Genomic DNA, 25,109 nt, shown 5'->3' on the forward strand with positions numbered 1-25,109 from the left:
AAGAATCTAAAATAGATATTAAATTAGAAAAACAACGGCCATTAAGCAACGTCAGTTCATTTCACCGTCTGTAAAGCGTCCCCAGGTTGTTACCAGTGCTGAAACAAGATGTCATGCAAGTTTCCCAGGATCAGCCTATTTATTCTGAGGCTCCACTCCAACTACTGCTGTTTATTGATGGGCGACCTCAGTCCCGTCAACAAGTGCAGCGAATTCGTGCTTACTTAAAAGAATTAGAGGCTGGGTATAGTTTTGAACTACAAATTATTGATGTTGGCGAACAACCCTATTTAGCGGAACATTTTAAGTTAGTAGCAACTCCTGCTTTGGTTAAAATTCATCCCGAACCTCAACAAACTATTGCTGGTACTAATATTATTCCGCAATTAAAAATCTGCTGGCCGCGTTGGCAAACCGCTGTCACCACTTTTTTGAAGTTACAGGAAGATTCCCAAGAATGTTTGGATGAGAAGAGTCAGGTGATTGCGCCTAAGTCTACCATTCATTCTGTTGCTACTTCGGCGGAGGCAATTCAACTAGGGGATGAAATTTTTCGTCTGAAGCAGGAAAAGGAGAGACTGCAAGAACAGCTACTGTTTAAAGACCGAGTGATTGCCATTTTAGCCCATGATCTTCGCAATCCTCTGACGGCGGCGGCGATCGCTATTGAAACTCTTCAATCTAATTACAATCCAGATACGGGGGAATTTCTCCGCCTGAAACCAGGACTGGCTATACATTTATTAAAACAGGCCCGGACACAAACACGGATTATTGATCGGATGATTGCTGATTTGTTACAGGTCGGGCGGGGTGAGGATATAGAATTGCCAATTGTACCACAAAGGTTACAATTGGGGGAATTGTGTTTACAAGTATTAGAGGAATTGAGCGATCGCTACACAGCTAAATCCCAAACGGTAGAAACAGATATTCCCCAAGATTTACCCTATGTATATGCTGATCCTGAACGCATTCGGCAAGTCCTAGTTAATCTTTTAGATAACGCCATCAAATATACACCTGTTGGTGGTATTATCACTGTAGCCGGATTACATCGGACTACCCAAAAAGTTCAATTTAGTGTTGGTGATACAGGACCAGGGATTCCCGAAGAAAACCGCGATCGCATTTTTGAGAATCTTTTCCGTCTCCAGCGCGATCGAGGCACAGATGGATATGGAATTGGTCTTTGTTTATGTCAACGCATTATCCGCGCCCATTACGGTCAAATTTGGGTAGATTCATCTCCCCACGGTGGTGCATGGTTTCATTTTACAATGCCAGTATATCCATCGTGAATTAGGGAACAGGGAACAGGGAACAGGGAACAGGGAACAGGGAACAGGGAACAGGGAACAGGGAACAGGGAACAGGGAACAGGGAACAGGGAACAGAATAAGAAATTATTACCAATCACCAATCACCAATCACCAATCACCAATCACCAATCACCAATCACCAATCACCAATTACCAATTACCAATTACCAATTACCAATTACCAATTACCAATTACCAAAAATGCCAAATCAATTAATGTATCAACAGGATGATTTTGTTGTTTTAGAGACAAATCAACCAGAACAATTTCTCACCGTAGCTGAATTACTACTCAAGCTGGAAACAACCCTATTGCAAATCTCACAGGAGGATTTACCACTAGATTTACAAAAATTTAATTCAATCAGCCAACAAGCACAATATTTACTAGATACTAGTTGTAATTTAGATTTAGGTCCAGGAAAATATTTACAGTGGTATGCAGTCAGGTTGGAAAAATAAAACCCACAATATTCTTCCCAGGACGATGCTATAATATACTCAGTATGATCAGGAAATGCTATATCCCTACTCCCTATCCCTGATCTAAAAAATATTCTGACTCCTGAATTCTTGTCTTTATCTATGTTCGGTTTCAAAAGTTATGCTCTCAGACTGATATGCAGGTGGTTCAACATGAATGAGAATCCTCACAGGATGAAAACGTTGTTCTAGTTGTTTTTCGACTTCTTCCGTGATGTTGTGGGCTGTCTCTACATCTGGTGCATCTACAATGAGGTGCATTTCTATAAAAACTTGACGACCAATGACACCACGAGAAGCGATATCATGACAGTTGAGGACACCGGGGACGGAAACGGCGATCGCATGAATTGTTTCTGGGGCGATCGCCATTTGATCCACCAACCAAGGTAAATTTTCAGTTAAGACTGACCAACCACTCCAAAATACCAGTAGAGCCACCGGGAAAGCTAGTACCACATCTAACCATTGATAACCCAGCCACACACCAATTAAACCACCAATAACCGAAATTGTCACCCAAACATCGCTCATAGTATGGGTAGCATCAGCGATTAGAATCGAACTACCTACCCTTTTTCCCACATTCCGTTCATAAAAAGCGACAAAAATATTTACTCCTAAAACAATTAATAATAACCACAATTCTGGAGGTGATACTCTCACAGGTTCACCACCTTTGAGAATCCTTTCTACTGCACCTTGGACAATTTCAAAACAGGCTATTCCTAAAAATGCAGCAATACCCAAAGCCCCCACTGCTTCAAACTTATTATGTCCGTAGGGATGCTCCCGATCTGGCAACGGTGAAGAAAACTTAATAGCCACTAATCCTAAGACATTATTAGCACTATCTGTCACACTATGTAAGGCATCAGCCAGTAAGCTTAAAGAACCTGTCCAATAGCCCACCAGGGCTTTTAACCCCATCACGAATATGTTTAGTAATAGTGTAATGATTAAAACTCTTCTTACTTCAGTGCGGTTATCGTAAATCATATATTTATAATTGTGATTTGTGAAAAAAAGGAATAGAGAATTTGTTTTCTTGAACTCTTACTGTACACCAATAAGTATTTGTTGCTAAGAATAAATATATAGAAAATAGGTCAAAACTTGCTAATTAAGAATTTATCTCTTTATTGAACAAAAAGATCCCCGACTTCTTTAAGAAGTCGGGGATCTGGATATGGGATCTGGATATTATAAATATAATAGAGAGCATATTCCGGTAATATAGATAATTACGAATTATTGTTAATAAGTAGCTTATGTCTTCTGTACCTCTAACACTGAATCTAGTAGAAGGTTCTGTTTCCGTCAGTTTTTCACCCCAAGCAGCACAAGAATTAAAAGCAGCAATAGATGAATTAATGAAAAGCCTCAAAGCTGTTGCTAGTAAAACTCCAGGAACAGGTAAAGTCAGTCCCCAACCCTCGTTAGAGTATCGTTACACTGGGGATGTATTCATAGAACTATTCTGCAATCCTAATATCTGGCCTACTCCCTTTGCAGCTAAAGTTTTGTTAACAATTCGCAATCTAGGGATTCGGTTAACGACAGAAGCGGAACTTACCCGTGTGATTGAGGATCTTAATCAGTATTTAGAGCAGTTTTAAATTAACATCTAAACTATGATTTTTGTGATTTTGATGATTTTTATGATGAATCCCTCATCTTCATCAAAATAATCCTAAAAATCATACTTCAGACATTTTTCTCGTTTTCTCGTTCCCATACTCTGTATGGGAATGAATTCTAGAAGGCTCTGCCTTCAATAATAGCAGAGGCAGAGCCTCTGAATAGCATTCCCAGTCAGAGACTGGGAACGAGATAATGAGATACAACTTGTCACAAAACTGAGGTGAAGGTATGGTTATTATCCTCTATTTTGCTTTGGCTTGTGTTATTCCCTATTCTGTGTATACTATGTAATAGGATTTGAGACATTGACAGACAAAACCAAACCTAACTACGTATAATCATCCAGAAAATCCTGAACAAGCCAAGCTATTCGCAGAAAACAATCAACGAGTTTTGTTTTTAGAATGGTGGAATCAAAAATGGTTAATAATGAAAGCTGATTTACAAAAATACTATGATGCTTCTGTTATTAACAAAAACTTAGAAAATTTAACTCTTACTTCTTTAACTCAAATAGAGAAATTTCGAGAAAGATATCTACAAATTGTAGATCAAGAAATGCAAAAACTCAGAAAAGAAACATTTGCAAAGAAAAATACTATCTTTTTGGCTAACTCAAATCCTGAATTTGACAGAATGAAAGCTAACTTTGCTTGGCGCGAAGATTTGTATAATGATATTAGTAAACTTTTAGCTAATATTGCTAGACAACTAGCTGTAGAATTACAAACTGAAGCCTTAAACTTAGTTGAATATATGACAAGTTTATTATGGGGAAGTAATCAAGTCAAAGCTAGACTAATTGAAAATTCAGAAAGTTATTTTTTATCTAAATTAGAAACTAGTTTAACTGTGTTATTTTTACGCTTTGCACGTCCGGTAGCAGAAGTTTTGATTCGCGGACCTGTTAATAGTGATACTCGCAATAAAATCATCAAAAGCCTGGGGGTAGATATTGAAATTGTTGATAACTACTATACTGGCGAAGAACCTGCTTATAGTGTTCTCAAAAGATATGTAAAATATGGTGCTGATTTACTTTTTAACCCAGCAATTCGGGAACAAGTGTTGGGAGTGATAGAAGTAGGAAAATCAAGTTCAACAAATCTCAAAAATGGGTTTACGGTTGAACAAGAAGCTGTATTTTTTGAAGTTGAAAATGATATTAATGCTTTTGAAGAATACCTGCGATTTGCAATTTTTAATGCTGCGAGTTTTGAATCATTTTGTATTCAAGAACTCAAAGGTTTAGTTGATGGTTTCAGAGAAAAAGAAGGTACTTGGACTGGGGTAGCTTTGAATGAATGGTTACAAGGAAATCCACTTTTATTAGCAGAAATACCTAATCATTTAAAATCACAGGAATCTAATTTAGAAGTAAGTGAAAGATTACGACAGTTATCTATTACCTTGAAAAGTAATATTATGGAAAACAGAGGAAGAACAATTTAGGGTGGGGAAACCCCCTTTAGATCCCCGACTTCTTAAAGAAGTCGGGGATCTGAATAAATATGCTATAATATTAAATCATCACAAATATTACTGGAGATGAAAATTATATGACTCTCACAATTAACAACTTAGAAAAAATAGAACAAATATTAAAAGATGATGATAACGACTATCAAATAGAACTACAAGAAGGGAATATTTTAATTATGGGTCCATCGGATATAGAATCTAGTGAAATTGGTGCAGAGTTCATATATTTGTTAAAATTATGGACTAATCCTCGTAAATTAGGGAGAATATTTGACTCCAGTGGTGGGTTTATTATGCCAAATACTGATTTACGCGCTCCTGATGTGTCCTTTGTTTCCGCCCCAAGATTAAAACGGACTGTGAGAGATTTTGGAAATTTAGTTCCTGATTTAGTGGTAGAAATTAAATCAAAAACTGATAGAGTTGCTAAATTAGAAGATAAACTTAAATTATTTTTAGAATTAGGCGCAAAAGTAGGAATTTTAATCAATCCTGATGAATTAACTGTTACTGTTTATCGTCCTAATGGTAAAATCACATTATTAACAGAAGATGATAAATTAACCGTAACTGAATTATTTCCTGGTTGGGAAATTGCCATTTCTGAATTATGGCCACCTGTGTTTGAATAGGTGTTTATATCCTCAATTTTTGATATTAAATCATAAATATACCACTTCCTATACTGAACAACGAGATCCCCGACTTCTCTAAGAAGTCGGGGATCTGACTCTATTCAGCAAGCGACAAAGTTAGTTAAAATAATCAACTAACCCCAAAACAGAAACCAGCCGAAAACTCATGGCAGATCAAATGCAGTGGACAAATGCCCTATCAACTCGTCCTTCCTTAGAAGCGGCTATTAACGATGTTGTAGAACAAGCAGTGGCATCTTTAACAGCACCAGCGGATTTAGGGCTGGTATTCATTTCTTCTGCTTTTATGAGTGAGTATTCCCGACTTTTGCCTTTATTGGCGGAAAAACTTTCTGTACCTGTATTAATTGGTTGTAGTGCTGGGGGTGTCATTGGCAGAAAACAGGCTGGAGAAACGGAAGAAATAGAAGCAGAACCAGCCCTGAGTTTAACTTTAGCCCATCTTCCCGGTGTCGAAATCCAACCTTTTCATATTGTGGCGGAAGAATTGCCAGATTCCGATAGTTCCCCAACTGCTTGGATTGATTTAGTAGGTGTATCACCTTCCGTAGTCCCTCAATTTATTCTCTTGTCTAGTCCCTTTGCTTCGGGAACAAATGATTTGTTGCAGGGGTTAGATTTTGCTTATCCAGGTTCGGTGGTGGTGGGAGGACAAGCCAGCAGCGGCTTTATGAATGGTCGTGTGGGCTTATTTTGTAATGATAAGTTATATCGGGAAGGGACGGTAGGCATCGCTTTAAGTGGCAATATCGTCTTAGATACTATTGTAGCCCAGGGATGTCGTCCCATTGGTGAACCGTTGCAAGTCACTAAAGCTGAACGGAATATTATTTTAGAGTTAGATGAAAAAGTACCTTTGATGGTGTTGCGAAATTTAATTAGTAGTTTGACTGAAGAAGAAAGGACTTTGGCGCAACATTCTTTATTTGTGGGTTTAGCAATGGATGAATTTCGGCTAAATTTACATTCGGGGGATTTTTTAATTCGCAATGTTTTAGGAGTAGATCCTAATGGTGGGGCGATCGCAATTGGCGATCGCATTCGTGCCGGACAAAGGTTACAATTTCATCTGAGGGATGCCGAAGCATCAGCCCAAGATTTAGAAATTTTACTCCAAGAATATCAAAGTGAAAATGCCGGACAACCTTCTCCCGTCGGCGCTTTGATGTTTACCTGTTTAGGACGAGGAACAGGTCTTTATGGCAAACCTAATTTCGATTCTCAACTCTTTAGCCGTTACGTCCAGGACATACCAATGGGTGGGTTTTTCTGCGGTGGTGAAATCGGTCCTGTCAGTGGCAGAACTTTCCTCCATGGTTATACTTCTGTATTTGCTATTTGTCGTTCTTTAAGGGAACAGGGAACAGGGAACAGGGAACAGGGAATAGGGAATAGGGAATAGGAAATAGGGAATAGAAATTTTCTTGCCTCTTGCCTCTTGCCTCTTGCCTCTTGCCTTTTCCTACTTCCCAATTAAAAGCGTACTATGATTATCAATAAAAGCCGGATTCCCATCATTAACTGCGCTATATTCTTCGATGTAACGACGAACATGAATCGGAAAGTGGGGATATTCTAACATAGCATCACCATCGGCAATTGTCGCCCAAAAGTCCCGTAAACCGGGGGCTAGGGTTTGTGCCTGTGCTAGTGGTAAACTTAAAGGTGGTAAAGTCAATAATTTGAGGACAAAGGGATAAGAGCGATCGCCCATCCATTGCCGTGATAATGTTTGTAAATTGGGAAAATCTGGCACTGATTCCACACGATGAGAAACAACTTGTAACGATTCATTACCCAATTCATCGCGGTTAAATTCTAATACCCGATAAGGATGAGGATAGCTGACTAAGGAACCAGTCGTAATATCATAAATTCCGTCTGCACAAGCCACATCTTGAACGTGCAAATGTCCTGTAAATACTAACTTAACTCCATAGCGTTGTAATAATGTCCGCAGTTCTGGAGCATTTTCCAGCATATAACGATTTGCCATCGGATGATTTGATTGATTAGGTAAATGTTCAACCACGTTGTGATGAATCATAACTAAAACCAATTCATCATCAATCTCTGCTAACTGCTGTTCTAACCATTGGAATTGCTGACTATCCAACCGTCCTATTTGCTGACCTTGATCATCAAATGAGTTAGAATTAAGACCAATTAACCTCACCCCTGGAAATATCTGCTGATTGTAATAATGTTGTTGAGGATTTTCATAACCAAATTTTTGGTAGAAATAGGGAAAATCTGCAAAGCTAATTGATTGTTGATTGGCGATTAAAACAGGGACATCATGATTACCAGGAATAACATAAGATGGAAAAGGTAACTGTGATAACCTGTTTTGTAACCAACTGTGATTCGCTGATTCGCCATGTTGGGTTAAGTCTCCAGGGATCAACAAAAAATCTAAATCTAATTGGGTTAAATGTTCTAATACACTATCAAAAGCCGGAATACTCACTTCCACCAAATGAAACCGACTAGGGTGATCCCAGATTGTTTCAGGAAGCGCAATGTGTAAGTCGCTAACGATAGCAAAACGAAAATTGAGTTTCATTGATTTTAAGAAAATGTTAAAAATAAAGTTGCAAAGATTCTTTTTCTCAAAGTATAACTCTCACTGTGTATACCTGTGCAGGAATATTTAGACTTAATAATATTTGTATACATTTGTTTAAAATTGTGTTTTTTCAAAGGAGCGTAAATTTTGTCACCTGTTCGAGTTCGTCAGCACGTAAACCCCCTGGCAAGTAAATTCCAAACCCCAACCGCTTCTCCAGAATGGGAAAAGATTTATATCCAACAAAACCTACCTCTACATTTAGATATCGGTTGTGCTAGAGGTAGATTTGTCCTCAAAATGGCACAAGTAGAACCAAATTGGAATTTTTTAGGGTTAGAAATCCGAGAACCCCTAGTAGTAGAAGCAAATAGAATCCGCGATGAAATGGGTTTAACCAATCTGCATTATTTGTTTGCAAATGTGAATAATTCCCTCATTTCCTTATTATCAACTTTACCTCAAGATAGCTTACAAAAAGTTACAATTCAATTTCCTGATCCCTGGTTTAAAAATCGCCATGCGAAACGTCGGGTAGTCCAAGCGGAATTAGTCACAGAATTAGCGAAATATTTAGCAGTGGGTGGTGTTGTTTTTCTGCAATCTGATATAGAATTTGTAGCAGTGGAAATGTGCGATCGCTTTGATGAACATCCTGCATTTGAGAAGCTAGGAACAACAACATGGTTAGCCCAAAATCCTCTCCCTGTCCCCACAGAACGGGAAATAGCCACTCAAAACAAAGGTGAACCAGTATATAGGGCTTTATTTACAAAGAAAACTGAAATTTTAGAGCCTGGGGTAAATGAGCAATCGTACAGAAACTTACGCTCAGGCTGTAACCCTTGCTAGATTAATCTAAACACGATTAGACTTGTTTGAGTATATATAATCATCCTTTGAACCCGTGTTTAAAAGTGATAAATTACTAACTTTTGTTTTAATGGGTGATATAGTTGATTAACTGGTTAAACACCAAACCGACTTAATCCAACTCAAAAGCCACTAATGTAGATAAAATTAAAGGCTCTTCGGGACTTACTATGCTAGATTAGCCCATCAAATTGTAAAATCCTTACCATATAAGGACTTTAGGTTGATCCATCGGTTGATTTAACATAAGTGTGGCATCAAAACCCATGAAATCCTTTATTTATAAAGGTTTTGGAGTAAATAAATTCATATTTGCCATAACAAGTGCCGAAGAGCCAAATTAACTTATCTATGGAGTTTTATGGCTTCTAAAATCTCAGGAGGCGAAAATGGTTCCTTTACACCTAGAAAAATTAAAAAGCAATACTCTCTTCGCTGTACCCAATGCTTTGAAAAATTTCTTTGGGTTTATTGTTGAAAAAATACGCCCAGAATTAGCGGAAGTTAGAAAATTAATTGAAAAACTAGAAGCTTTACCCAATGTTCAAGCGGCTAGGGGAATACGCAACAAAAATGGTGATTCACGTAAGATAATATTTGAAATACTAGCTACCGTGAATCCTAGTGAAAGAATAGACCTTCTAACGGAAGCTACTGATTTTGCAGTTGAAACAGAATGGAAGATGGATGCCCTTACTAAGAGTAGAAATTGGCATCTTGAGGTTCAAGTAGTTAGAAAGTTTAGGGAGGATAAAAAAAATCAAATAATTATTTTCAACAATGACAGAACCAAGTATTTATCTCCTGCAATCTCAAGCTAACGAAGAAAGCGCAAAGATAGCCCAAAAGTATTTTCCTGAATGGGCTATTATTATGTATTTTTATGCAGCTTTGCATCTAATAAATGATTATGCTCTTGAACTAAATCAGATAGATCTACTAAAACCCATCTTCCGCACCCTAAACTGTCACACAACGAAAAATGGTCGTTGGGGGATTTGGGATTAGCGAACTGCTTGCAGCAGCGCTTCGCTATCGCCACATAAAATTTCGACCTTTTTGTATAAAAATCATCCTTTAATATATTAAAAAGTCCGAAATTACCGATTGTGACACCGGGGGGTGCGGAATGTGGGCTAAAAGTAGATGAGGATTCAAAAATATCACAGCATTCTCTTAGAAGAGAATATGTGAAAACTATCAGTAATTATATTAATTGTAAGGATTTACAAGCAAATTATGATTTTCTTTTTAATGAAAGTTTACTAGCTAGATATTTAGTAAATAGAAACGACATTTTAGAATGTAGTGCTAGAGAGTATTATAGCCAATACACTGATAAAGATTTTTTAAAAATCCGTGATAAATTAGAACAAATTAAAATACGATTAGAACAAGCGCAGAAAAGACACAAAGCGGGTAAAAGCAGTAAAAAATAATTAGTTATTTGGCGTTAGCCATAGGGTACAGGATGTAAATTCAAAGCCAGATAGCAAGCCAGTTTTACTCCTGACTTCTGCTATGTCTTTCAACTAACGAATTAAACCAGCCCGTTGAAAGATAGTATGAGGAGTGATTTCTAATCCTGGTAATATTTCATGACTAATCATTTGATTTTCTCGAAAAGTCACAGGCAGAGAAGATACTGTAAAGACAGTAATAGTTTGAGAGATTGTATCTACTATCCAAACTAATAGAATCCCCGCTTGTAGATAATAAGTAGCTTTATCAATCATGTCTCCAAAAGTTTGACCAGGAGAAATAATTTCGATGACTAATTCTGGGATAACAGGACAAGCCTCATCTTCAAGCCAGTCAGCAGCAAGACGGTGATAGGAAACATAAGTTAAATCAGGAACGGGTATCCAACTTGTTTGATTTTTGGTTAATTTGATTCCCCATTCCACAACAACACGACCTTGATCTTGCGCCCATGTAGATAATAGTATAAATAATGCTCCTGTGGTTGAGCCATGAAAGAATTTAGGAGACATTTGCTCATTTTTATATTTAGGTACAGCTTCCCCGTCAACCAACTCATAAGTAGTATCATTTTCGGGAAGTGCGAGAAATTCTTCGACAGTAAGCTGATTTTTTAGTTGAGTCATAGTTAGTTTGTAGGGATTAATCTTCCCGCCTTTTATGATAACTAAATTTGGGGATTTTTAGGTGAGAATCGGGTTGGGGAAACCTGGGCGGGGAAGCCCCGCCCTGAATGATGCTGTATCAAGAAACTATCCTTGAGACATACATTAAGCACCACGTCTTAGGGATGCTTCTACTTGCTTGAATTCAGCATCCAGACGTTTTTTCAGTTTTTCAGGAACGGGACGATTAGGATAAGAACTGTAATGTCCTGCAAGGGAATTGAGGGCTGTTCGCATGGTGGTAAAAGAGTTAAGAGCCAAAACAGAAGTATTCCGTTGGTAGCGAGCCGAAAAGTCATTGATTTTTTGACGGGCTTCTGCTTCAAGTTCGGCTTTATTTGGGGAATCTTGAGGTAATTCTAGGGTTTGTCTCAACGTATTGACTACAGTTAAGGTATCTTGACGATAATCCCCGGTTAAACTATCTGGACTACCAGCACAGCCAACTAAACCGATAACTAAAACTAAAACTAGAGAAAGCAAACGCGACCAATAGCTTTTCATAAGCATTAAGTAAAAAAGAACAAGTAAATCAAAATCCATCCTATCTTGAATCGGTATATGGGGAATAGGTCAGTTGTCTCGTTCCCATACTCTGTATGGGAATAAATTCTATAAGGCTCTGCCTTTTCAATAATACTATGAGGCAGAGCCTCTATGATTGCATTCCCAGTCAGAGACTGGGAACGAGATAATTACCCATTACCCATTAGCCGATATAAAGTATCCCGTTGTTGATAGGGTCTTTTCAAAGAAGTTATTGCATTTTGTAAAGTTTCTACTTCCATGCAAGTACCACCCACAGCCCCAGCCATTGTGGTAATGTGTTCTTCCATTAATGTGCCACCTATATCATTACAACCCCAATTTAAGGCTGATGTAGCACCATCTAGTCCCAGCTTTACCCAGCTTGGTTGGTGATTGGGGATGTAATTTCCCAGATAAATTCTGGCTACAGCGGTTAGTAATAGGGAATCAGCGAGAACTGGTTGGTCTCTTCCTACCTTTTTGCGTAGGGATTTGGGGGCTTCTTGACCAACGAAGGGTAAGACAATAAATTCGGTAATTCTTGCAGGATAGCCTTTTTCTATGGCTGTTTGTTGGAGCGATCGCAATTTTTCTAAATGGACAATTTGCTGTTCTGGGGTTTCAATATGTCCAGACAATATGGTACTCGTAGTGGGTACACCTAATTGATGGGCTGTACTGACAATTTCTAGCCAAGTGGCTGTATCAATTTTTTCTGGACACAGTACCCGTCTGACTTCATCATCTAGCACTTCTGCGGCTGTTCCGGGCATAGAACCGACACCAGCATCTCGCAAAGCCTTAATCACATCAGTATAAGAAATTCCATCTAATCTGGCGATAAATTGGACTTCTTGGGGCGAAAAAGCGTGTAAATGTAAGTGAGGAAATTCGTCCTTAATGGTTTTTACCAGTTTGAGATAATAGGGTAAAGACTTACCATTAATTTGCGCTTGTGGGTGTAATCCCCCTTGCATACATATTTCCGTTGCTCCTCGACGCACTGCATCTGTAGCTTTTTCTAAAATCTGCGCCGAACTTAACCAATAAGCATCCGCATCACCATCATCCCGGCGAAATGCACAAAAACTGCAATGTTGCTCACAAATGTTAGTAAAATTAATATTACGATTAATTATGTAAGTAACAGTATTACCAACTTGTTTCTGACGAAGTTGATTTGCTGTAGACTGAATTTGAGCGATCGCCTGTGGGTCAGTTTGTTTTAGTAAAAATACTCCATCATTAGGGGATATATTATCCTCTGCCAAAGCCGATTGCAGAATAGACTCAAAAGTTATAGTAGTCACAGGTGATTAAATATAAGTAGGTTGGCGTTGAAAATTGTTGTTATGGCAAGGCAAGAGGCAAGAGTAAAGAAGTTTTCAGCGATTTTATGTTTCTTGACACAGTTTGGTTTTATTGTGTTCACCTACTTAAACAACTCGTTTAATTTCATAATAAATTGAAATTTGTAACTTTTAAATGTTATTTAACTGATAAACACCATTGTTCTAGAGAATCTTTGTTAAGAGATTATAAATCGAGACTAAGTAGTGAGACAGAATTAATTACACAATGTTATTGCGTAAGCACTGCGTGGCGTTAGCCATATGGAACGAAGTGAAATTAAGCAATCACAACCCTGGCGATTGCTTCCCTTCGCTCGCAATGACTGTAAATATTTTTGTCCAATTACTTACACAGACGAAATTTTTCTCCGCTGGTTAATATTAAGGCGTATTGAGTTTTGTAAGCACAAAGCACAGACTGCGCCAACAAAAATCAAATGGGAGTCTTATACAATTATAATCCATTAAGTTTTTTAAATACTTTTTTGACAACACAATTTTTGGTAAACTAGAATCGGGGTTGTTAAGTAATATTGCTTATTTTTTGTATGTATAAAAAGTCCCATTTATACTTTTATAGCTGATAGTATAATGTTCATTGATAGCTTGTAGAATATTTATTCTCAAGAGATCCAAAGATTTGAATTGAACAGATGAATGTTTACCGAATTTCTTTTCTAACCCATCAGTGATATATTTTACAAACATTATATGAATTTTCTGAATTGGTGATTTTTCAATATTTAAATTATTCTCATTTAACCCTAGATTCAAATAGTCATTATCCAGAAGAATTGTCCTAAAGTATCCTGTGTTTATTTTTTCTAAAAAGCTATTTTTATTATTTTTTCCAGTTGCTATCATTTGTCCTCCATTAAATGAATCATATTCAAAGGACTTGCCAGAAAGATAGCAGATGAAGATGCTATTATGTATACACAATACAGAACCATCTTGCTGTGCCAAAAAAGAGGCATCTACACGATTCATCTGTTCTTCTTTTGCCAGATCAGGTAAATGGATAATTTGGTGAATACTATCTATAATCATTATCCGTGTAGATATTAGGATACTCAAGCTAATAACTAGGGGGAAAATTTTTGCCAATTTACTTTTGGAATCTAGATAAGAAAGAATTACACCTAGCAATATAGAAAGACTAATAAATGTATCGAAATAGATATTAATATTAGTCCCTAACCCTCCAGAAAAATATATGCCTGTACTAATAGATATAACTAAATATAGAGCAGTAATTCTTAGTTTTAAATGTCTGGCAGCATAAGTTATACCGATAATTGCTAGAATAAACGGAATAAATAACTTGGTTAATAGCAAATCTACACTATTTACAATCTGTGGAATACTATATACACGGCTACCAGTAAGCATTACTTCATGAATAAAATTGCTACCAGATATATTGATACTAATTAAAATAAAACCGCTTGTAATCAAGCCTAAGTAAATCAGCCATTTGAAAAAATCTGGACGTGAAATCAAAAAAAGTTCGATAGTTATAGCCAATGGTAAGGCAATTAAATTGTGTTTTATAAAAATACCCACTGCCATTAGTGCTGCCACTATCAATAAATGATATTTTATTTTAATAGGTCGTAAATAAATTAATAACGCTAATATAATTGGTAAATGCCCTAATAGTTGAGGGTCATTCATGCCTATATAAACTTGAGCCATTGTCGTGAATAAACTTAGGCAAAATATTCCCGATAAAACGGCATAATGAAGGTTTTTAATTAAAATATTAACTATAAAAACTACCATTGTTATTATTAATAACAAAGATAATAACGATAAATATCTTCCTGCCAAAATAGGATTATGGATTAATTTACTAAAACCGCTGACAATATAGAAAGAAAATGGAGGATAGTTAACTGGAGTCCATTGTTGTTGCAAGTTATAAAGTAATTCTCCTGAATTTACTCTAGTCAGATGGTATGCATTCCAAGCCTCATTATAATTTATAAAAATTCCTGAGAAACTTATGCGGTAAATAGGGTAAAAAATCAATAACAATGTTATTATTGATAGTAATCCAATACTTAACCAATAGTTAATTTGTGAAGCTAGAATTTTCTTTAAATATAAATTCATATTCAAATAAAATTATTATAAATTTTTCAGAGAACTAGTTTTTGTGTGAACGTCAATAACATACCATTATATCTTTATCAAGATTATATGCAACATAAATGTTTTCACATTGTAGTTATTCACTCCCCCCTCTAAAATTATCGAAACCCTTGACCTCTCGTTAAGGATAGGGGGGGAGTGTGAGAGTGTGAACAGTTATTTCACATTTTGATCTGGAATGACTTTATCTTTCACAAACCATGACTATTTTTATACTCAAGACGGTTGGGACATGGACTTTTGCCAAATGACAAAGAACCCAAGTCATCTCATTCCCAGTCTCTGGCTGGGAATAAATTCTAGAAGGCTCTGCCTTCAATAATATTAGAGGCAGAGCCTCATCAACTACATTCCTAGTCAGAGACTAGGAACGAGATGTGGTAGGGATTTGAGCTTAAGTTGACACCAATGAGCAGTCCCATTGGTGTCAACTTAACGTAAAACATCTATCCCGCAAAAAACTCAATTCATCTTCCAGTCTCTGACTGGAAATGCATTCTAGAAGGCTCTGCCTTCAATAATATTAGAGGCAGAGCCTCATCAACTGTATTCCTAGTCAGAGACTAGGAACAAGATGTGGTAGGGATTTGAGATTAAGTTGACACCATTAAGCTTTTGCTTTACCCCTTGTATCGTAATAAGGAGAGGGAAAAAGAATAATATTTAATATTAAAATTTATCCATTGTTTCTATATGCCAAAAGTATTGTACTCTATGAAGAGTTAACCTTTATAGGCGATTTAGAAAGTTAAAATTTACTACTGATTTTATGACCATCAACTCATCTAATTCTTTATTAGCAGTTCCTATTGGTACATTGATGATTGCTGAATTTACACCCAAAGAAACAGCCGAAAACAATGCCATTTTCCTATCTTTAGTAATTCCCACGTATCAAGAGCGTGACAATATCGAAAATGTAGTCAATATATTAAGTGGGTTATTGGATAAAGCTATTCCTGGTAATTATGAACTCATTATAGTAGATGATGATAGCCCTGACCGAACTTGGGAAATAGCACAATCTCTGATTCCAGATTATCCCCAATTACGGGTCATGCGTCGTCAAGAAGAGAGAGGACTTTCTTCAGCAGTAATACGTGGCTGGCAAGCGGCTAGAGGGCGTGTATTGGGCGTAATTGATGGCGATTTGCAGCATCCTCCAGAAGTATTAACACAACTGTTGCAGAAAATAGAAGCGGGGGCTGATTTAGCATTAGCTAGTCGTCATATAGACGGTGGTGGTGTGAGTAGTTGGAGTGTAATTAGACGCTTTTTATCCCGTGGAGCGCAAGTGCTAGGATTGGTGATTTTACCGGGAGTTTTAGGTAGAGTTAGTGACCCAATGAGTGGTTATTTCATAGTACGACGAAGTGCGATCGCTAATACCACACTTAATCCTATAGGGTATAAAATTCTTTTAGAAGTCATTGGTCGGGGACAGGTAGGAGAAATTGCTGAAGCCGGTTATGTATTCCGCGAACGCACAGAAGGAGAAAGCAAAGTGACGTGGAAACAATACGTAGACTATATTCAACACTTAATCAGATTACGGTTATCTACTGGAAAAATAGGAAAAATTCGTCAAAAAGTTAACTTTCCTATGGGACGATTTCTCAGATTTGGTGCAGTAGGATTTAGTGGCGTATTTGTAGATTTAACCATATTTCACATTATGCGTACCGTAATTAATTTGGGTTTAACTCGCAGTACAATCTTATCTGCCGAAGTAGCAATTCTCAATAATTTCCTCTGGAATGATTTGTGGACATTTGGGGATATTTCCCGGAAACAGACAGGAAAGCGCCAGCGTTTCAAAAGATTCCTGAAATTCAATATGGTCTGTTTAGCAGGGATAATCATCCAAACATTAGTAGTCAATTTCCTATTCAATAGCTTAGGTATGAACCAGTATATAGCTAAATTAATAGCGATCGCAGTAGCCACAATTTGGAACTTCTGGGTTAACCTAAAACTAAGCTGGCGAGTCACAGAAGTCAAATAATTTTTGGGAGTCAGGAGTCAGGAGTCAGGAGAAAAAGAAGAAAAAGAAGAAAAAGAAGAAAAAGAAGAAAAGATTTTCTATTCTGAATCCTTGAAATCCATTCATCTGCGTTTATCCGCGTTCATCTGCGTTTAATTATGATTAGGTTTTTTCTTCTGATTGAACAAACCCGACATACTCATACCCGTCACCAATAAACCGATTAATCCGAAACCATTCAAAATCGGATAAATTCCCTGTAAATGAAAAATTTCCCCAGTATGAATTTTCAACATTAATCTAGAAGAAAGTCCAATATTCACAGACCATTCCCCAATAATAGTTGCTAACATTCCCGTTAAAACAGTTAATAAAAGTGGGACACAAACAATAATGCCAATAACACGATGATATTTACGAAATGCTTTTTTCACAGTAACCCTCCAAAGATTTTTAAACGCAGATGAACGCAGATAAACGCGGATGTTACCTTTGCGCCTTTGCGCCTTTGCGTGAGACATATTATTATCTGCGTCCCCAAACCTTCAATCCTTCAAACCACAAAATACTCAATACTCCAGAAGTGAGACTAACTAATAAATCATCAAAATGAAGAACAGAGAACCGGAATAAATGACGTAACACAGGAACATAAAGCACCAAACCCATAAACACCACAGCACCAGCCAACACCCACCAAAGTGCCGCATTAGGAGTGCGTAACATTTCGGGAATAGTCCGCGACCAAGAACGATTACTCAAAATCATACTCAAATTTGAGACAATTAGGGTAGTAAAAGCCAAAGCACGGGCATCAAATTCCCCATGTCCAGAATAAAAAGCCACAGCAAATACAAGCAGTAACACCACTAGCACACTTATCCCTTGCAGCAGTGCTAACCTCAAAGTTCGACGACTGAATAAGGACTCTCTGGGATTACGGGGTGGACGGTTCATGATATTGCTTTCTTCTGGTTCAGCCTCAAATACTACAGTACAGGCAGGGTCAATAATTAAATGCAGAAAAGCAATGTGGATAGGCAATAATACCAGCGGCCAATGAAATATTACCGGAATCAAGGACATTCCCGCAATGGGGATATGCACCGCCAAAGTATAAGCCATACCTTTTTTCAGGTTATCAAATACTCGCCGTCCTAGCCTCACAGATTGGACAATGGCAGAAAAATCATCATCTAGCAAAACTAAATCCGCAGATTCACGGGCGACATCTGTTCCCCTTTCACCCATAGCAATACCGATATTTGCAGCTTTCAAAGCTGGGGCATCATTCACACCATCTCCAGTCATAGCCACGATTTCACCGCAGCGTTTGAGGGCATTCACAATTAGTAATTTTTGTTCGGGAACAACCCGCGCAAAAATATTCACAGTTTGAATGCGAGATAGTAACTCCCCTTCTGGGATTGTTTCCAGTTCTGCACCAGTAATTACTTCTGTGGCAGGTTTTAGACCGATTTGGCGGGCAATATTTTGGGCTGTGGCGGGATAATCCCCTGTAATCATCACTACCCGGATACCAGCGGTGTAACACTCGGCAATGGCTGGGGCGACAGTTGGACGCACGGGGTCAGCCATACCTAGCAGTCCCAAAAAGGCAAATTCAAAGTCATGCTGGGCTTCAGGAAGAGATTTGAGGGTTTTGTTTTTTTGATGTTGCCCAATAACTTTGGCTACACCCAAAACACGCAAACCAGCGATCGCCATTTTATTAATCTGCTGTTCCAAATCTTGCCTTTGTTGGGTGTTAAAATGACAAAGATCAGCGATCGCTTCCGGCGCTCCTTTGGTAGCAACTACTAATTTATCTTCTGGAGATTGCCACACACAAGACATGGCTAATAATTCACCTGTAAGGGGATATTCTCGCAGGATTTCCCAATCTTGATGTAAATGTTCTGTTCTAGCTAAATAATCATCACCCACTTGTTTGAGGGCTTTTTCCATGGGGTCGAAAGGGTCTTTGCGACTGGCTAAAATCCCAAATTCGATTAATTCATGAAAAGTTTCCGGCAGGGCTTCCCGTTCATGGAGGGCAACATCGTAAAATTGCGATGTTAATGTTGTCGGCTGATACACAAATAATTGCTGAACTGACATCCGGTTAAAAGTCAGTGTTCCAGTTTTATCTACACAAAGAACAGTCGCAGAACCCAGTGTTTCTACTACAGGAACACGCCGAGTTAAAACCCTAGCCTGGGAAAATCTCCAAGCCCCCAAAGCCAGGAAAATTGCCAAGACCACAGGAATTTCATTGGGCAAAATTGCCATCGCCAGCGCCAAACCTGCTAAAATTCCTTGTAGCCAATCGTTCCTTGTTGCACCGTAAATAACGATTACAGCTACACAAATAGCGATCGCTACAAAGGTCAATTTACTGACAATTTTTCGAGTTTCCCGTTGCAAAACCGTGTCTTCGGATTCGACAGTTTGCAAGGCTTTACCAATTTTACCCATTTCCGTCTGCATACCTGTGGCATAGACTTGGGCAATTCCCTGACCTTGAACTACTAACGTTCCCGAATAGACAAAAGGTAGATCTTCACCACCAGGACGATGCTGTGTGGCGGTTCTCATTGTGTTTTCTAAATCGGTAGTATCCTGCTTGCGAACGGGTAAAGATTCCCCAGTTAACAAAGACTCATCAAGACTCAAATGGGTAGACCACATCACCACAGCATCAGCAGGAACTCTATCACCCTCTGACAAAACAATCACATCTTCTCGAACTACTTCCCGTCCAGCAATTCGTTGACGTTTGCCATCACGAATAACTAATGCGCGTGGACTAGAAAGATCCCGTAATGCTTCAAGAGATTTTTCTGTTTTTTGTTCCTGGTATAAGTTGATGCCAACAATGAAAAAGATGAACCCTAGTAAAATTAAAGCTTCCTGGGCATCACCCAAAAACAGGTAAATGATACCACATCCTAATAACAGAAGAAAAATCGGCTCTTGGAAGATTTCTAGGGCAATTTCCCAGATTTGACGATGTTGGGTAGATGGTAGCTCATTATATCCTTCTTGTTGGAGGCGATCGCTTGCTACTGACACAGATAGCCCCGTAATAGATTGGAGTTCGATTTTATGAGTCATGATAAAAGTTTTGTTTGAGTGGTTACATATCGTGTAAACTACATATATATAGCGATCGCCAAAAAATCCCCAAAATTTATCTTAAAAATCTCTTAAAACTGTTATTCTGAGCAGAGCGTTCCCACTCATAGGCTGATGACCAAGCTGCGCTATTAGAGGCGACACCAATACCAGTATCCGCCACTTCCATAACTACAAAATCATCCCATTTAACGATTTTTATCCTGACCAGACCATCATTAGATGGATATTGCAACGTATTTCCCAGCAAATTGTCAAGTTGCACTTTCCGAGTTCTTGACATTTGCTGTTTTATCATAGGAAATATTAACGGCACAAATAAAAATATCCATTAGGAGTTGACCATGAAGAATTTCAAACCAATGTTAATTATTGCAAGTATCAGCTTACTGGCTTTAGTAGGTTGTAACAAGCCCGAACAATCTGCTACCGAAACTACCCCAGCAGCAACTTCCAATTCTACAAAAAAAGTCCCAGGACAAAAATCCACAGTAAGTAATGCAGGTTTATTCGCCGTAGTCTCCAAAACAAAAACCGCAGTTACATCTGGCAATTTTGTCCAAGCTAAAAAAGAATTTGACAAGTTTGAAGATGCTTGGAAAGAAGTAGAAGATGGCATCAAAGCTAAATCCCGTAATAATTATGACGCTGTAGAAAAAAGTATGGATGAAATTTCAGGAGAACTCAAAGCTGCTAAACCCCAAAAAGACAAATTATTAGCATCCTTAAAGTCATTGGAAAAAACTATTAATACTATTCCCAAGTCTTAATAAAATATTGTGAGTTTGACAATATCTAAAATCTGACAACAAAGATCCCCGACTTCTGTGATCAATTTATGATTTATATACACAATCAATAAAAGAAGTCGGGGATCTGTCCATGAACGATACATCAGTCATCTAATTGAGGCTGGTAATAGGTGATAAAATACCTATTTTCATCCTGTTCATCCTGCTATCCTGGATATCCTGATTCTGACAATAAAATTCATGAAAAAGGTTTCAACCATTTCCATAAAATAGCAGTATCCAGAGCAAAAGCAGCCAGAGAAAACCACAATATACTTTCTCCTGCTAAGATTAAAAAAGGCAAAACCGGATTATTTATATCCCAACCAACTTCTATTTGAGTTAAACCCCGCACTAAACCAAAAGCCCAAACTCCACCAGTTTTGAGGTGAGGATTGGCATCTACACGGATAATATAACGATAGGTGACACCAAATAGAAAACCAGAAAACCCGGCTATGACACCATTTAATAACATCTGTAAATTTACTATATCAATTTTATCATAAGTAACTATTGGAAAATACTTATCTAGCCACAAAACATTAATAAAGCTGGTACTAAGAAAAGCTAAACCTAAAGATATGCTACCAATTACTCCCGCTTTCAGGGATTCTAGCCGTTCTGCCATTAATTCCATAATTTTTCTAACTCTCCTATCAATCTAGTTAATGAATCCACTGCATTTTCCCAGTATGATGGATATTAGAGCCGTTTTGTAATTATTTGAAAAGTAGAACTATGATTTTGACACTGGGTTGGGTATCGCTGTTAGTTGTGTTTACTTGGTCTATTTCTATGGTAGTTTGGGGACGCAACGGACTATAGAGGCATCGTGGAAAGTCCATTTTTGGGTATTTTAGCCTTATTTGGGGTGCTGCTGCTAGTAGGAGTTACTGGTGGTGTTGTTTATCTAACATTATCAGATTGGCGCGATCGCCGTCGTCTCGAAGACGAAACCCGCGAAGCCCGACGTAGCACTAGCAAGCGAAAATGATTCTATTGCAGCATATATATAGCTGTATTTTGCGTTAAACAGTGTTTATGTAGGGATAATAACTATTTCTATCCCTACATAAATTATACTTATATACAAGGGAATTTATCTATGAGAATGTAGATAGACAATGGGTTTCGGCGTGATCAACCAAAATAAGCGATCGCACCTGAGTTCGGTGTTAGGAGTTCGGAGTTTCTCCTTCGGAGACGCTACGCGAACAGAGTTATGATTTTTTCAACGAGATCATAAGGGTTTGAGACTCATATTTGGGGCAGTTTTCCAAAAATTATCTTATGTCGAACTCAGGTGATCGCAGTTTTACCGAAGATCTTACCCAACTTTATATCATTATTTCTTTGCGTCTCTGCGTCTCTGCGTGAAATGAAATTCAAGAAATATAGAAAAAAATATACCTGTTTATAGCCAGAAACTACAAACAAGTACAATCAAAAATAACAGTAGTTTATTAAAAAAACAAAATTATTAGTCGTTATCCCACTCTTCACGTCCGATTAAATCACCGATGCGATCGCGCAGTAAAAAATCACATTTCTCCAATTCACATTCTACACAAACCCACTCTCTAGCCGGGATAAACTGGCAAAGTGTATATATTGGCTGTTGACGACCAACCATTCCCCTTTCCACCAGTCGGCGTGCTTCGTCCTGAATAACATTCAGAGAGTAGTAATTGTAATTGATAGAAGGCACCGTATTCACAGTCATGGTTTTTTTCTCACAAAATTACATCAAAAATACATTTAGATAGCGTTCCCGTTATGCACGAGGAACAAACATGGCAATAATTAAACCTGTGTCCAGGGTTTTGTAGTTTGCTATACGGAACTATTATCATTTTGACGCTATACACCTCCAAATTATCTAAAGAAATGTTAAGTTTGTCAACAAAGGATGACATTCATGGTATTTCAACTTGATATTCCTAAGATAACAGCAGTTAAGTTTACTAATCAAACCTAGATATTTACATTTTTAACATTAACTTGTATTAAAATTATTAAAATCATACTAGATTTGCTTTAGCGTTAACTTTATTAGCATATATAAGTCTATGATTTTTGACCTCTATCCTAAGACACAAGATTTGCAATACCCATAACTCTCTAAAAATAGGGAATCAAGGCATTGCCTATTATCCCCACCTAGAGTGCTTTAACTAGCAACAAGTTCCAGATTTATTTATATTTTGGTTAACTTTGCATTAATAAATCATTCAGCCATCTCTTCTACTACCTCATCCACACTTGCTGATGCTCGTTGTTGCTCCAGTTGGTTTAATAAACTCAGCACCTTAGTACCTCGTTCTATAGAACGATCTTCCACAAAGATCACTTCTGGAGTCCGTCTTAATCTGACTCTAGCCCCCAATTCACTGCGAACGTAACCCGTAGCTGACTTTAAACCAGCCATTGTTTCCGTTTTCGCTTCCTCCGTTCCATAAATACTCACAAAGATGGTAGCGTGTTGTAGATCCCCAGAAACATCCACATCGGTAACACTGACCATTCCCGTACCCACACGGTCATCCTTAATACCGTTGAGTAGCATTTGGCTAACTTCCCGTTTAATTAATTCAGCAACGCGGGAAACGCGGCGATTTGTAGCCATATAAATTCCGCCTTCTCACAGAGGTTTAATAACATGATTCTAAACGTAAATGAAAGTGGACGGTGCTTGACGTGATAAAATCAACACCAACAGTCCAATAAACTCAACCCTTTCCTGGCTTTTGGTTTACATTGAACTCAATCCCAGCATGGCCCGCACGGTAAGCGTTACGAAAAAAAGACCACCAGTAAACAAACCTAAAATAGCCATCAGCGTCACAGGACGTTTTAATAATGGAAACAGCGGCTCAAGGGTGTTTAGAAAAATACCCAAGACGATACTAACTAAATACCGAGGGTAGCGAAAGACGTTATCCCAAAATCCATCAAACATTTGAATTTAGACTGCCTTATTATAGACTTTATTGATTAGTTAGTTTTTAGTTTAATCGTAAGTAGATGGTAAGTCAAATCCCTAAACAAACTTACCCACGACCATTTTTAAAGTGGGCTGGGGGTAAAACTAGATTGATTTCGCAATATAAAGACCATTTTCCCCAGCATTACCAGACCTACTATGAACCATTTTTAGGGGGTGGAGCAGTTTTTTTCCATTTGCAACCATCTCATGCAGTTTTAACTGATATTAATGCAGATTTAGTTATTACTTATCGGTGCGTTAGAGACAATCTTGAAGAATTAATAACTTTACTGCAAGCACATCAGCAAAGACATAATTCAGAGTATTACTATGATGTCAGAAATTATCATAATGGGACAGATTTAACAAAAGCGGCTCGGTTTATTTATCTGAATAAGACTTGTTTTAATGGGCTGTACCGGGTTAATTCTCAAGGAAAATTTAATGTCCCTGTAGGTAAATATAAAAATCCTGGTATTTGTCAAGAAGAAGTTTTGCGAGTCGCATCGTTAGCACTCCAGAAAGTAGAAATCAAACAAGCAAATTTTGCAGAAGTGTTGAATTATGCAACTGGTACTAATGACTTTGTTTATTTTGATCCTCCCTATTATCCTCTAAATAAAACTAGCAATTTTACAGCTTATAGTAATTTCTGTTTCGACGAGAATCAACAAATAAAACTCAGAGATATTTTTATTGAATTAGCTGATAAAGGTGTAAAAGTTATGTTATCTAATTCTGATTGTCCATTGATTCGTGACCTTTATAGTGATTTTAATGTTCACACCATATCAGCAGCAAGGTCAATTAATTCTAATGCCCAGAAGCGAGGGAAAATAACTGAAGTATTAGTAACTTCTTATAGAAAATTGTAGAAATCGTAGGTTGGGTAGAACGAAGTGAAACCCAACATTATAACATCTAAGTAAGTTAACACAATAAAACAAAACTGTGTAAAGAGATGTAAAATCGCTGAAAACTTCTTTACTCTTGC

The 25,109-nt window shown here is 37.7% G+C and carries 28 protein-coding genes; 15 read left to right on the forward strand and 13 right to left on the reverse strand.

The features are described 5' to 3' along the window. Window positions 1-95 precede the first annotated feature (95 nt). From AA650_RS07020 to AA650_RS07025, 3 genes are read left to right on the forward strand one after another with little or no spacing between them, the layout of a single operon-like run. Window positions 96-1,301 (forward strand): histidine kinase, encoded by a 1,206-nt coding sequence (locus tag AA650_RS07020; RefSeq protein ID WP_199924396.1) that lies wholly within the window; start codon window positions 96-98, stop codon window positions 1,299-1,301. Beyond that, window positions 1,261-1,539, forward strand: coding sequence for a hypothetical protein (locus AA650_RS27670; RefSeq protein ID WP_199924397.1), 279 nt, complete (start codon window positions 1,261-1,263; stop codon window positions 1,537-1,539). The genes AA650_RS07020 and AA650_RS27670 overlap by 41 nt, the downstream gene beginning before the upstream one ends. Further along, window positions 1,524-1,784 (forward strand): chlororespiratory reduction protein 7, encoded by a 261-nt coding sequence (locus tag AA650_RS07025; RefSeq protein ID WP_053538487.1) that lies wholly within the window; start codon window positions 1,524-1,526, stop codon window positions 1,782-1,784. Before AA650_RS27670 ends, AA650_RS07025 begins: the two co-directional genes overlap by 16 nt. 117 nt (window positions 1,785-1,901) lie before the next feature. Here AA650_RS07025 and AA650_RS07030 read toward each other — a convergent pair whose 3' ends face one another. After that, window positions 1,902-2,804 carry a cation diffusion facilitator family transporter gene (locus AA650_RS07030; RefSeq protein WP_027402148.1) on the reverse strand — a complete coding sequence of 301 codons (903 nt, stop codon included), beginning with the start codon at window positions 2,802-2,804 and terminating at the stop codon, window positions 1,902-1,904. A 272-nt stretch (window positions 2,805-3,076) separates the two neighbouring features. Here AA650_RS07030 and AA650_RS07035 point away from each other — a divergent pair, with 272 nt between their 5' ends. The 4 genes from AA650_RS07035 to AA650_RS07050 all read left to right on the forward strand — a co-directional run bounded on the left by AA650_RS07035 (window position 3,077) and on the right by AA650_RS07050 (window position 6,989). Continuing rightward, entirely contained in the window at window positions 3,077-3,424 is a 348-nt protein-coding gene (locus AA650_RS07035; protein WP_027402149.1) for a hypothetical protein, read from the forward strand. Between the two features lie 454 nt (window positions 3,425-3,878). Beyond that, window positions 3,879-4,901: a hypothetical protein gene (locus AA650_RS28630; RefSeq protein WP_234413328.1), complete on the forward strand. Its 1,023-nt coding sequence runs from the start codon at window positions 3,879-3,881 to the stop codon at window positions 4,899-4,901. 107 nt (window positions 4,902-5,008) lie between these two features. After that, a complete protein-coding gene (locus AA650_RS07045) occupies window positions 5,009-5,563 on the forward strand; it encodes a Uma2 family endonuclease (RefSeq protein WP_053538488.1) in 555 nt (184 codons plus the stop codon). A 169-nt stretch (window positions 5,564-5,732) separates the two neighbouring features. Then, the gene (locus tag AA650_RS07050) at window positions 5,733-6,989 is read left to right on the forward strand and encodes an FIST signal transduction protein (RefSeq protein WP_053538489.1); all 1,257 of its coding nucleotides are present in this window, start codon (window positions 5,733-5,735) and stop codon (window positions 6,987-6,989) included. 60 nt (window positions 6,990-7,049) lie between these two features. On the opposite strand, the gene AA650_RS07055 is transcribed toward AA650_RS07050, so the two are convergent. Next, a complete protein-coding gene (locus AA650_RS07055) occupies window positions 7,050-8,153 on the reverse strand; it encodes a metallophosphoesterase family protein (protein ID WP_053538490.1) in 1,104 nt (367 codons plus the stop codon). A 150-nt stretch (window positions 8,154-8,303) separates the two neighbouring features. Here AA650_RS07055 and trmB point away from each other — a divergent pair, with 150 nt between their 5' ends. The 3 genes from trmB (at window position 8,304) to AA650_RS07075 (ending at window position 10,468) form a co-directional block, all read left to right on the forward strand. Further along, on the forward strand, window positions 8,304-9,008 hold the full coding sequence (gene trmB, locus AA650_RS07060) for a tRNA (guanosine(46)-N7)-methyltransferase TrmB (protein WP_053538491.1): 705 nt from the start codon (window positions 8,304-8,306) through the stop codon (window positions 9,006-9,008). 410 nt (window positions 9,009-9,418) lie between these two features. Continuing rightward, on the forward strand, window positions 9,419-9,850 hold the full coding sequence (locus AA650_RS07065; protein WP_053538492.1) for a hypothetical protein: 432 nt from the start codon (window positions 9,419-9,421) through the stop codon (window positions 9,848-9,850). 288 nt (window positions 9,851-10,138) lie between these two features. Then, window positions 10,139-10,468 carry a hypothetical protein gene (locus AA650_RS07075; RefSeq protein ID WP_168634897.1) on the forward strand — a complete coding sequence of 110 codons (330 nt, stop codon included), beginning with the start codon at window positions 10,139-10,141 and terminating at the stop codon, window positions 10,466-10,468. 93 nt (window positions 10,469-10,561) lie between these two features. Here AA650_RS07075 and AA650_RS07080 read toward each other — a convergent pair whose 3' ends face one another. From AA650_RS07080 to AA650_RS07095, 4 genes are all read right to left on the reverse strand, one after another. Next, on the reverse strand, window positions 10,562-11,137 hold the full coding sequence (locus AA650_RS07080) for a Uma2 family endonuclease (protein ID WP_039204034.1): 576 nt from the start codon (window positions 11,135-11,137) through the stop codon (window positions 10,562-10,564). Window positions 11,138-11,281: 144 nt separating this feature from the next. Continuing rightward, complete coding sequence (psb27, locus tag AA650_RS07085; protein ID WP_027402160.1) at window positions 11,282-11,680, reverse strand: photosystem II protein Psb27; 399 nt, start codon at window positions 11,678-11,680, stop codon at window positions 11,282-11,284. A gap of 191 nt (window positions 11,681-11,871) precedes the next feature. Beyond that, on the reverse strand, window positions 11,872-13,014 hold the full coding sequence (gene cofH / locus AA650_RS07090; protein WP_053538495.1) for a 7,8-didemethyl-8-hydroxy-5-deazariboflavin synthase subunit CofH: 1,143 nt from the start codon (window positions 13,012-13,014) through the stop codon (window positions 11,872-11,874). Between the two features lie 579 nt (window positions 13,015-13,593). Continuing rightward, the gene (locus tag AA650_RS07095) at window positions 13,594-15,174 is read right to left on the reverse strand and encodes a glycosyltransferase family 39 protein (protein ID WP_053538496.1); all 1,581 of its coding nucleotides are present in this window, start codon (window positions 15,172-15,174) and stop codon (window positions 13,594-13,596) included. 808 nt (window positions 15,175-15,982) lie between these two features. Here AA650_RS07095 and AA650_RS07100 point away from each other — a divergent pair. Next, window positions 15,983-17,218, forward strand: coding sequence for a glycosyltransferase (locus AA650_RS07100; RefSeq protein WP_053538497.1), 1,236 nt, complete (start codon window positions 15,983-15,985; stop codon window positions 17,216-17,218). 131 nt (window positions 17,219-17,349) lie between these two features. Here AA650_RS07100 and AA650_RS07105 read toward each other — a convergent pair whose 3' ends face one another. From AA650_RS07105 to AA650_RS07115, 3 genes are all read right to left on the reverse strand, one after another. Continuing rightward, a complete protein-coding gene (locus AA650_RS07105; RefSeq protein WP_053541212.1) occupies window positions 17,350-17,631 on the reverse strand; it encodes a peptidase in 282 nt (93 codons plus the stop codon). A 91-nt stretch (window positions 17,632-17,722) separates the two neighbouring features. Further along, complete coding sequence (locus AA650_RS07110; RefSeq protein ID WP_053538498.1) at window positions 17,723-20,314, reverse strand: cation-translocating P-type ATPase; 2,592 nt, start codon at window positions 20,312-20,314, stop codon at window positions 17,723-17,725. A gap of 76 nt (window positions 20,315-20,390) precedes the next feature. After that, window positions 20,391-20,618 (reverse strand): ATP-binding protein, encoded by a 228-nt coding sequence (locus AA650_RS07115; protein WP_039201459.1) that lies wholly within the window; start codon window positions 20,616-20,618, stop codon window positions 20,391-20,393. A 61-nt stretch (window positions 20,619-20,679) separates the two neighbouring features. On the opposite strand from AA650_RS07115, the gene AA650_RS07120 reads away from it, so the two are divergent. Next, entirely contained in the window at window positions 20,680-21,105 is a 426-nt protein-coding gene (locus tag AA650_RS07120; RefSeq protein ID WP_053538500.1) for a hypothetical protein, read from the forward strand. 220 nt (window positions 21,106-21,325) lie between these two features. Here the strand turns inward: AA650_RS07120 and AA650_RS07125 are convergent, their stop codons facing one another. Continuing rightward, window positions 21,326-21,766, reverse strand: a complete 441-nt coding sequence (locus AA650_RS07125; RefSeq protein ID WP_053538501.1) for a hypothetical protein — start codon at window positions 21,764-21,766, stop codon at window positions 21,326-21,328. A 101-nt stretch (window positions 21,767-21,867) separates the two neighbouring features. Between AA650_RS07125 and petN the strand changes: the two genes are divergently transcribed. Further along, window positions 21,868-21,954, forward strand: a complete 87-nt coding sequence (petN, locus tag AA650_RS26195; protein ID WP_013189847.1) for a cytochrome b6-f complex subunit PetN — start codon at window positions 21,868-21,870, stop codon at window positions 21,952-21,954. Between the two features lie 7 nt (window positions 21,955-21,961). Next, window positions 21,962-22,123 carry a hypothetical protein gene (locus AA650_RS27675; RefSeq protein ID WP_168634893.1) on the forward strand — a complete coding sequence of 54 codons (162 nt, stop codon included), beginning with the start codon at window positions 21,962-21,964 and terminating at the stop codon, window positions 22,121-22,123. 486 nt (window positions 22,124-22,609) lie between these two features. On the opposite strand, the gene AA650_RS07130 is transcribed toward AA650_RS27675, so the two are convergent. The 3 genes from AA650_RS07130 to AA650_RS26200 all read right to left on the reverse strand — a co-directional run bounded on the left by AA650_RS07130 (window position 22,610) and on the right by AA650_RS26200 (window position 24,088). Then, window positions 22,610-22,852: a DUF4327 family protein gene (locus tag AA650_RS07130; protein WP_028091717.1), complete on the reverse strand. Its 243-nt coding sequence runs from the start codon at window positions 22,850-22,852 to the stop codon at window positions 22,610-22,612. 504 nt (window positions 22,853-23,356) lie between these two features. Next, window positions 23,357-23,755 (reverse strand): 30S ribosome-binding factor RbfA, encoded by a 399-nt coding sequence (rbfA, locus tag AA650_RS07135; RefSeq protein ID WP_039201470.1) that lies wholly within the window; start codon window positions 23,753-23,755, stop codon window positions 23,357-23,359. 126 nt (window positions 23,756-23,881) lie between these two features. Further along, a complete protein-coding gene (locus tag AA650_RS26200; RefSeq protein ID WP_072033605.1) occupies window positions 23,882-24,088 on the reverse strand; it encodes a DUF751 family protein in 207 nt (68 codons plus the stop codon). 65 nt (window positions 24,089-24,153) lie between these two features. Here AA650_RS26200 and AA650_RS07140 point away from each other — a divergent pair, with 65 nt between their 5' ends. Beyond that, window positions 24,154-24,990 carry a DNA adenine methylase gene (locus tag AA650_RS07140; RefSeq protein ID WP_053538502.1) on the forward strand — a complete coding sequence of 279 codons (837 nt, stop codon included), beginning with the start codon at window positions 24,154-24,156 and terminating at the stop codon, window positions 24,988-24,990. Window positions 24,991-25,109: the final 119 nt, after the last annotated feature.

Source organism: Anabaena sp. WA102 (assembly GCF_001277295.1).
Taxonomy (GTDB): domain Bacteria; phylum Cyanobacteriota; class Cyanobacteriia; order Cyanobacteriales; family Nostocaceae; genus Dolichospermum; species Dolichospermum heterosporum.

Excerpts from the sequence above, each read along its gene's own strand:
- AA650_RS26200 (WP_072033605.1), bottom strand. The coding sequence starts at position 24,088 with ATGTTTGATGGATTTTGGGATAACGTCTTTCGCTACCCTCGGTATTTA.
- AA650_RS07055 (WP_053538490.1), bottom strand. The coding sequence starts at position 8,153 with ATGAAACTCAATTTTCGTTTTGCTATCGTTAGCGACTTACACATTGCG.
- AA650_RS07140 (WP_053538502.1), top strand. The coding sequence starts at position 24,154 with ATGGTAAGTCAAATCCCTAAACAAACTTACCCACGACCATTTTTAAAG.
- AA650_RS07080 (WP_039204034.1), bottom strand. The coding sequence starts at position 11,137 with ATGACTCAACTAAAAAATCAGCTTACTGTCGAAGAATTTCTCGCACTT.
- AA650_RS07130 (WP_028091717.1), bottom strand. The coding sequence starts at position 22,852 with ATGACTGTGAATACGGTGCCTTCTATCAATTACAATTACTACTCTCTG.
- rbfA (WP_039201470.1), bottom strand. The coding sequence starts at position 23,755 with ATGGCTACAAATCGCCGCGTTTCCCGCGTTGCTGAATTAATTAAACGG.
- AA650_RS07065 (WP_053538492.1), top strand. The coding sequence starts at position 9,419 with ATGGTTCCTTTACACCTAGAAAAATTAAAAAGCAATACTCTCTTCGCT.
- AA650_RS07050 (WP_053538489.1), top strand. The coding sequence starts at position 5,733 with ATGGCAGATCAAATGCAGTGGACAAATGCCCTATCAACTCGTCCTTCC.
- AA650_RS07120 (WP_053538500.1), top strand. The coding sequence starts at position 20,680 with ATGAAGAATTTCAAACCAATGTTAATTATTGCAAGTATCAGCTTACTG.
- AA650_RS07025 (WP_053538487.1), top strand. The coding sequence starts at position 1,524 with ATGCCAAATCAATTAATGTATCAACAGGATGATTTTGTTGTTTTAGAG.
- AA650_RS28630 (WP_234413328.1), top strand. The coding sequence starts at position 3,879 with ATGAAAGCTGATTTACAAAAATACTATGATGCTTCTGTTATTAACAAA.
- AA650_RS07115 (WP_039201459.1), bottom strand. The coding sequence starts at position 20,618 with ATGTCAAGAACTCGGAAAGTGCAACTTGACAATTTGCTGGGAAATACG.
- AA650_RS07110 (WP_053538498.1), bottom strand. The coding sequence starts at position 20,314 with ATGACTCATAAAATCGAACTCCAATCTATTACGGGGCTATCTGTGTCA.
- psb27 (WP_027402160.1), bottom strand. The coding sequence starts at position 11,680 with ATGAAAAGCTATTGGTCGCGTTTGCTTTCTCTAGTTTTAGTTTTAGTT.
- AA650_RS07030 (WP_027402148.1), bottom strand. The coding sequence starts at position 2,804 with ATGATTTACGATAACCGCACTGAAGTAAGAAGAGTTTTAATCATTACA.
- AA650_RS07100 (WP_053538497.1), top strand. The coding sequence starts at position 15,983 with ATGACCATCAACTCATCTAATTCTTTATTAGCAGTTCCTATTGGTACA.
- AA650_RS07095 (WP_053538496.1), bottom strand. The coding sequence starts at position 15,174 with ATGAATTTATATTTAAAGAAAATTCTAGCTTCACAAATTAACTATTGG.
- AA650_RS07045 (WP_053538488.1), top strand. The coding sequence starts at position 5,009 with ATGACTCTCACAATTAACAACTTAGAAAAAATAGAACAAATATTAAAA.
- petN (WP_013189847.1), top strand. The coding sequence starts at position 21,868 with ATGATTTTGACACTGGGTTGGGTATCGCTGTTAGTTGTGTTTACTTGG.
- AA650_RS07125 (WP_053538501.1), bottom strand. The coding sequence starts at position 21,766 with ATGGAATTAATGGCAGAACGGCTAGAATCCCTGAAAGCGGGAGTAATT.
- AA650_RS07035 (WP_027402149.1), top strand. The coding sequence starts at position 3,077 with ATGTCTTCTGTACCTCTAACACTGAATCTAGTAGAAGGTTCTGTTTCC.